This window comes from Streptomyces sp. SBT349 (assembly GCF_001083795.1).
Lineage (GTDB): Bacteria > Actinomycetota > Actinomycetes > Streptomycetales > Streptomycetaceae > Streptomyces.
In genome coordinates, this window is sequence record NZ_LAVK01000358.1 from 1 (window position 1) to 7,394 (window position 7,394).

General features: G+C 70.8%; 5 protein-coding genes. 4 read left to right on the plus strand and 1 reads right to left on the minus strand.

Going from position 1 to position 7,394, the window contains the following annotated elements; all coding sequences use genetic code 11:
• The first annotated feature begins 75 nt into the window (after positions 1 to 75).
• The 3 genes from ADY01_RS29910 to ADY01_RS29920 all read left to right on the plus strand — a co-directional run bounded on the left by ADY01_RS29910 (position 76) and on the right by ADY01_RS29920 (position 3,977).
• Positions 76 to 951 (plus strand): glycoside hydrolase family 26 protein, encoded by an 876-nt coding sequence (locus tag ADY01_RS29910; RefSeq protein WP_267888489.1) that lies wholly within the window; start codon positions 76 to 78, stop codon positions 949 to 951.
• A 177-nt stretch (positions 952 to 1,128) separates the two neighbouring features.
• The gene (locus tag ADY01_RS29915) at positions 1,129 to 2,127 is read left to right on the plus strand and encodes a LacI family DNA-binding transcriptional regulator (RefSeq protein ID WP_234320468.1); all 999 of its coding nucleotides are present in this window, start codon (positions 1,129 to 1,131) and stop codon (positions 2,125 to 2,127) included.
• A gap of 275 nt (positions 2,128 to 2,402) precedes the next feature.
• A complete protein-coding gene (locus ADY01_RS29920; RefSeq protein ID WP_234320469.1) occupies positions 2,403 to 3,977 on the plus strand; it encodes a cellulose binding domain-containing protein in 1,575 nt (524 codons plus the stop codon).
• 64 nt (positions 3,978 to 4,041) lie between these two features.
• Here the strand turns inward: ADY01_RS29920 and ADY01_RS29925 are convergent, their stop codons facing one another.
• Positions 4,042 to 4,572: a choice-of-anchor K domain-containing protein gene (locus ADY01_RS29925; RefSeq protein WP_049579719.1), complete on the minus strand. Its 531-nt coding sequence runs from the start codon at positions 4,570 to 4,572 to the stop codon at positions 4,042 to 4,044.
• A 348-nt stretch (positions 4,573 to 4,920) separates the two neighbouring features.
• Here ADY01_RS29925 and ADY01_RS29930 point away from each other — a divergent pair, with 348 nt between their 5' ends.
• Positions 4,921 to 6,807, plus strand: coding sequence for a polysaccharide lyase family 7 protein (locus ADY01_RS29930; RefSeq protein ID WP_053171341.1), 1,887 nt, complete (start codon positions 4,921 to 4,923; stop codon positions 6,805 to 6,807).
• Positions 6,808 to 7,394 lie beyond the last annotated feature (587 nt).

Here is a 7,394-nt window from a genome sequence, read left to right on the forward strand (position 1 = left end):
CCCCCCGCGCGCGCCCCCCCCCCCCCCCCCCCCCCCCCCGCCCCCCCCACCCCCCCCCCCCCCCTGCTCTCCTACCTGCGGTCCGTCACCGGCTCCGGCATCGTCTCCGGGCAGCACAACAAGGAACCGGCCAGTGCCCCCGGCCAGTACACCCAGCAGGTGCACGACGTCACCGGCCAGTGGCCCGGGATGTGGGGCGGCGACCTGATGTTCCGCGCCGAGGACATCGCCGACCGCCAGCGGGTGATCGACCAGGCGAGGACCGAGTGGGCCAACGGCTCGCTGGTCGCGCTGACCTGGCACGCCTGCCCGCCCACCGGCGGCGAGTCCTGCGCGTTCGAGGGCGGGGTCAAGTCCACCATCTCCGAGGAGGACTTCCGCGCCATCGTCACCGAGGGCACCGACCTCCACCGGGAGTGGCTGGCGCGCCTGGACTCCGTGGCCCCCTACCTCCAGCAGCTGGAGGACGCCGGGGTGCCGGTGCTGTTCCGGCCGTTCCACGAGATGAACGAGGCGTGGAACTGGTGGGGCAACAGGCCCGGCCCCGACGGCAGTTCGCGGCTGTACCGGATGACCCACGACTACCTGGCGGGGACGAAGGGACTCGACAACCTGATCTGGGTGTGGAACGTCCAGGACAACCCGGCGGGCGGCTGGGACGCGTACTACCCCGGCGACGACCATGTCGACGTCGCCTCGCTCGACGTCTGGTACAAGGAGTTCCCGAGCCAGGGCGACTACGAGCAACTCCAGGCCATCGCGGGCGACATGCCCATCGCCCTCGCCGAGATGGGCACGGTGCCCTCCGCCTCGCTGCTGGACTCGCAGACGCGCTGGAGCTACTTCATGATCTGGTCGGAGCAGTTGCGGGGGAACAACTCCGACGCGGAGATCCAGGCGACCTACTTCCACCCCCGGGTGCTCAACCAGGGTGAGGTGAACCTGCCCTAGCACCACCTGCCCTAGCCTGGCGGGACGACGGGCGACGCTCCTCCCCGGCACGCGCCGAACGCCGGGGAGGGGCGCGCGCGTTCGCGCCCCGGCGGCGGGCCCGGCACGGGGAGGGCGGGGATAACCTGGTGGTATGAGCAGGACGAGACGCGGGCGGGGCGGGGCCTTCCCGTGGCGGTGACCATCAAGGATGTCGCCCGCGCCGCCGGGGTGCACGTCTCCACCGTGTCCCGCGCCCTCTCCGCCCCCCACCTGGTGAACTCCCTGACCCGCGAGCGCGTGCTGAAGGTCGCCACGGACCTGGGCTACCGGCCCAGCCACACCGCGCGGGCCCTGACCACGGGCCGCACGCACAACGTCGGCCTGATCGTCGCCGACATCGCCAACCCGTTCTTCCCGCCGATCATCAAGTCCGCCCAGGCGCGGGCCCGCGTGCACGGCTACCACGTCTTCGTCGCCGACACGGACGAGAACCCGCGCGCCGAGGAGGAGTTGATCCACACGTTCGCCCGCCAGGTCGACGGCATCGTCCTGGTCAGCCCCCGGGGGACGAACAAGGCGATCACCCGGGTGGGGGAGGAGCTGCCCGTCGTGCTGGTGAACCGCCGCCTCGCGCGCCACTCCTCCGTTCTGATGGACATCGAGCACGGCGCGGGCCGCGCCGTGGGGCACCTCGGCGACCTCGGGCACGCGCACATCGCCGTGGTGCTCGGCCCCCGCGGCTCGTGGACGGGCGGCCGGATCCGCGCGGCGGCCGAGGCGACGGCGGCCGACCGCGGCCTGCGGCTCGACGTGGTCGCGCCGGTCCCGCCGACGGCGGAGGGCGGCGTCGCGGCGGTGCCCGGCGTCCTCGACTCGGGCGCCACGGGCGTGGTGGCCTACAACGACCTGGTCGCCATCGGCCTGATCGAGGGGCTCGCCGCCCGGGGCGCCGCCGTCCCGGCCGACGTGAGCGTGGTCGGCGTGGACGACAGCTTCGCGGGGCGGCTCAACCGGCCGCGGCTCACCACCGTCGCCATGCCGGGCGCCGCGGCGGGCCGCGCCGCGGTCGACCTGCTGATCCAGGCGATCGAGCCACCCGACGGCTCCCTGACCACGGCCGAGACGATGCTCGGCACCTCGCTGATCGTGCGCGACTCCACGGCCCCGCCGAACAGGCGCCCCCGCCCGGAGTGACGCCCGCCCCAACGCGTCCTGGCGCACGCGGAGTTCGGGGCCTTGTCCGGGGGGTGAGGGGCTTGTACGGTGCTGGTGTACTGGGCCGCGGTTGGGGCCTGGGGGCAGCTTCGACAACAGTGTGGTCCGGCGCACTTCCCATCGTCTGGCGTGCGTCGGCAGAGTCGTGACTCCGTGCCATGCGGCAAGGGGTCGCTCTCGTCGGCTGCGTGCCTTCCCCGGAAGGTCCCCTCCTCATGCGCTTCCCCCGTCATCGCCCACGAAGGTGGGCCGCCGTGGTCTTCGTGGCTCTCGCGAGCCTCGCCGCCACCACCCTCACGCCGCAGGCCGGTGCCGCCCCCGTCCGTTCGCAGGCCCCCACCCAGGTCGTTCTCGCGGATGAGGACGAGGGCGCCGACTGCGCCGTGGGCACCCCTCCCGCGACCTCCAGTGCCCGGCTTCCCGACCCCTTCACCAGGATCGACGGCACGCGCATCACCAGCAGGAGCGACTGGCGGTGCCGGCGGGCCGAGATCAAGGAATTGGCCGAGCGGTCCATCTACGGCCAGAAGCCCCCGCCGCCGCAGAGCGTCACCGGGACGGTCTCCTCGACCGGCATCACCGTGAACGTGTCCGACCAGGGCCGGAGCGCGAGCTTCTCCGCCTCGGTCAGCCTGCCCAGCGGTTCCGGCCCGTTCCCGGCCGTCGTGGTCCTGGGAGGGTTCGGCGCGGACACCACCACCATCAGGAACTCCGGCGCGGCCGTGATCAACTTCGATCCACTCTCGGTCGGCCGGGAGGGCACGCCCCGCAACAACAAGCAGGGCGCGTTCTACAGCATCTACGGCTCGTCGAGCGGCACCGGGCTGCTGGCCGCCTGGGCCTGGGGGGTGAGCCGCATCATCGACGTCATCGAGCAGTCGGGCGGCACCGTCCTCCGGGCGGACGCGACCGGTGTCACGGGGTGCTCGCGGTACGGGAAGGGCGCCTTCGCGGCGGGCGCGTTCGACCAGCGCATCGCCCTGACCATGCCCATCGAGTCGGGCACGGCCGGCGCCCCCATCCTCCGGGGGATCCCCGGGGAGAGCGGCTCCCAGCCGCTGAGCAGCGCCTACGGCGAACAGCCGTGGCTGGGCGACGCGTTCGGCTCCTACACGAGCAACCCGGCGTCGCTGCCCGTGGACATGCACGAGGTCGTGGCGATGATCGCGCCGCGGGGGCTGTTCATCATGGAGAACCCCCACATCGACTGGCTCGGCGCCCGGTCCGGAAGCGTCGCGGCCCTGGGCGGGGCCGAGGTCTACAAGGCCCTCGGCGAGGGTGACAACATCACCTACTGGTCCGACATCCAGGACGGCAACCACTGCGCCGTGCGGAACGAGTGGCGGACCCCGTTGCAGCAGCACATCCAGAAGTTCCTGCTCCAGACGGGCGACCAGCCCGGCGTCTTCCGGGTCTCGCCCAACAAGTCCGGCAACCTGGCCGAATGGCGCGACTGGCAGACCCCGGCCCTCACCACGGGCGGCCCCCAGGACCCGCCGGACGACGACGACCCGCCGCCCGCCTCGGACGGGTGCCGCGCGGCCTCCCGCGTGGTGAGCAGCTGGAACGGCGGCTTCCAGGCCGAGGTGACGGTCACCAACGACGGCTCCGCCGCGATCGGCGGCTGGACGGTCCAGCTCGTCCTGCCCTCGGGGGCGACCGTCAACTCCCTGTGGAACGGCGAGCGCACCGGCTCATCCGGCACGATCTCGGTACGCCCGTCCCCGCACAACGCCTCCCTCCCCGCCGGCGGGTCGACCACCTTCGGCCTGGTGGCGGGCGGCGGCGGCACCTCCGGCCTGAGCGGACTGGCCTGCACTCCGGCCTGACCGGCCGGATCCCCGCCCCCCGGCCGACCGCCGGGCCGGCGCCTTCCGGTTCCCGGTGAGGTGGCTACCCCTGGCCCTGGTAGGGGGTGAACGAGGCCCTGAGTTCGGCGACGTTGGGTTCCTTGGCGTCCTCGACGCTGACGAAGTGCCGGGTGATCTCGCCGAACTGGAGGAACCCCTGGACGTGCATGTCGTACCAGCGGCCTTCGACTTCCACGACCTGCTCGAACTTGACCTCTTCCAGTTCGACCGTGTCCTCCTGTGCGGGGCCCACATTGGGCGTCTCACGGTGCTGGAATCTCAGCGGGCCGACCGTGCGCCTGTCCTTGTTCCCGAAGGCCACGGTGATGGTGAGTTCCGCGGTGAACATCGGGTTCGGCGGCATGGGGATCACGTGGTTGTAGTGCTTGAAGGAGCCGATCACGCTCGGGGTGCCGTCGAGTGCCACCTGAGTGGAACACCCCTCGAAGACGTAGGCGCTCTTCACGTCGTCCGCGACGTCGCCCCACGCGAGGCGCTTGCTCGTGAGACCGCTGAACTGTGACTCGTCCACGTTGACGCCCGTCCAGACGCCGCTGCTGAGGACGTTGACCATGCCAGGAGTGCTCCTCACCCGGATTCAACCGGCGAACGATCCATCGAGCCGGGGCAGCCGGGAATGGGCCCTGACGCACCATAAGTGGACCGGCTGGGCGACCAGAACGCGAGAACGAGACAGATGCGGTCATCACCTGATCACGGCGCCGATCTCGCGGGCGGACAGGGATGCGGGACCCGTCCCGAGGGTCGGCGTTTACGGTCGCGGCTGACGGATGCCTCGTGGGGCCGGTGGTGTTCTGGGGCCGGTGCCGAGGTGGAGAGCCCGAGCAAGGAGGACAACCCTGTGAGAGCTACCCGCTCAACTCGGTTCGCGCCGGGGGGACGTGGTCGGCTGCCGTTGGCGGTGGCCGGCCTGACGGTGGTGACGGCGGCGCTGGCCGGCCCGGCGACCGCGCAGCCGGCCGGCGAGGAGGTGACCCCCGGCGCCGGCGCTGTCACGGCCAGTACGAGTGACGCGAACGTGCCGGCGAACGCGGTGGACGGCGACCTGGGCACCCGGTGGTCGGGCGAGGGCGACGGCGCCTGGCTGCAACTGGACCTCGGCACCGCCGAGACCGTCAGCCATGTCAAGCTCGCCGCGCACCAGGGCACCAGCCGCCAGAACGTGTTCGAGCTTCAGGCCTGGGACGGTGCCGCGTGGGAGACCGTCTACGAGGGGCGCACCAGCGGCGGTTCGGCGGCGCTGGAGACGTTCGCGTTCGACCCGGTCGAGACGTCCAGGATCCGCTACCTCGGCCACGGCTACGAGGGGGATGGTGAGGGCGACTGGAACAGCCTGACCGAGGTCGAGGTCTGGACCGGGGACCCCGGCGACGACCCTCCCCCGGGCGGTGCGGAACTGCCTTCGGAGGTCCTGGACCTGAGCGACTGGAAGGTGACGCTGCCCATCGGCGAGGACGGGGATCCCACCGAGATCTTCCAGCCCGACCTCGACGGCTACTCCCATGACCCGTACTTCCAGGTCAACGATGCGGGGGACGCGGTGCGGTTCCGCGCGCCGGTCAACGGGGTGACCACCGGCGGCTCCAGCTACCCGCGCTCGGAGCTGCGGGAGATGGAGGAGGGCGGCGAGGACGAGACCGAGTGGTCCTCGACGTCCGGCACGCACACGATGACGGTCCGGGAGGCGTTCACCCATCTGCCGGAGGTCAAGCCGGAGGTGGTCGGTGCGCAGATCCACGGCGGCGACGACGATGTGACCGCGCTGCGGTTGCGGGGTTCGGAGCTGTGGATCACCAAGGAGGACACCGTTGAGCACCACCTGATCACCGACGACTACGAGCTCGGGGATGTGTTCGAGCTCAGGTACGTGGTGAGCGGTGGTGAGATCGAGATCTATTACAACGGTGATCTCGAAACGACCATCGAGCACTCCGATTCGACCAACTACTTCAAGGCCGGTGCCTACACCCAGGCCAACTGCGAGCGGTCCTCGCCGTGCAGCGAGGACAACTACGGCGAGGTCGAGATCCAGGACCTCACCATCTCGCACGACGGCAGCAACGGCGGGAGCGACGAGACGGAGGCCGCCCAACGGTACGACTGGGGCACGCCGCTGCCGATCTCGGACGAGTTCGACTACACCGGGCCGGTCGACCCCACCAGGTGGGCGGTGCCCTCGGGTGATGTCGGCGGCACGGAAGGGTGCTGGGAAGGGCACGACGGGAACGGCCGCCGGTGCGCGAAGAACAGCACCGTCGACGACGGCATCCTCACCATGCTCGGCGAGGCGAACGGCGACACCGGCTGGCTGCGGCAGGAGCGCGACGAGCAGTACGGCCGGTGGGAGATCCGGTCCCGCTCGCGGAACACCGGGGACGAGGGCGGGCTCTACCACCCTCTGCACCTGATCTGGCCGACCGAGGGCAACAGGCTGGAGAACGGCGAGTACGACTGGGTCGAGTACTCGGACCCGGACTCGCAGTGCCTCGGGGCGTTCCTCCACTACCCGCAGAGCCCGACGGATGAGAAGGAGGGCGTCGACCTCTGCCCCATGGACATGACGGAGTGGCACAACTTCGCCTTCGAGTGGACGCCGGACGCGCTGGTGGGCTACGTCGACGGCGAGGAGTGGTTCCGCTTCGAGGACGGCGCGAACGAGGACCGCGGGAACATCCAGACGATGCCCTCGGGTCACCTCAACATCCAGCTCGACAACTTCACGGGTGAGAGCGGTGTGCGCCCCGCCGTGTTCGAGGTCGACTGGGTGCGGACGTACGACATCACGTAGTGAGGAAGCCGACTCAGGGGCCCGTTCCGTCCGCCGACGGAACGGGCCGCCTGCGTGTGTCCGTGGTGGGGTGGGGCGGCTTCGACGCTTGGCCTAGGTGGCGCGGGCTTGCCCGGGTTTCCGTGTCGTGCGGATGCACGAAAAGAGGCACCTACGGGGGGAGGGTTCGTGGGTGTTCGCCGTCCCGGTGACCGGCCGGCTTGTCGGGTGGATGAGGTGGGTGTCCGAACGGGCGCAGCGGATGACGCTGGTCTTGGGTCGGTCTGTTCGCTGTGGCTGGGGTGGCGCGCAGCTGCTGCCGCCTCTGTGTGCCCTTGTTGGTCACCAGCCGGGCCGGTGGGGGTCGTTGCCCAACCGGGCGGTGGTGGCGGTGCGCGGTCGTCTGCCCTATTGGGCATCTGGAGGTGGGGACTGTTCTGAAACGCGAAACACTTCGTTTTAAACAGAGTGTTGAAAACAGATCGTGCGCCGTTTGAAAACAGTCCCCGCCCTCCGATGCCCGATAGGGCAACGAACCCACCGGCCCGCTACATAAGCCCCGGCGGCGCGCGGGTAACGACGAATACGTGCGGCCAGAGCAGCCCCGA

Excerpts from the sequence above, each read along its gene's own strand:
- ADY01_RS29925 (WP_049579719.1), bottom strand. The coding sequence starts at position 4,572 with ATGGTCAACGTCCTCAGCAGCGGCGTCTGGACGGGCGTCAACGTGGAC.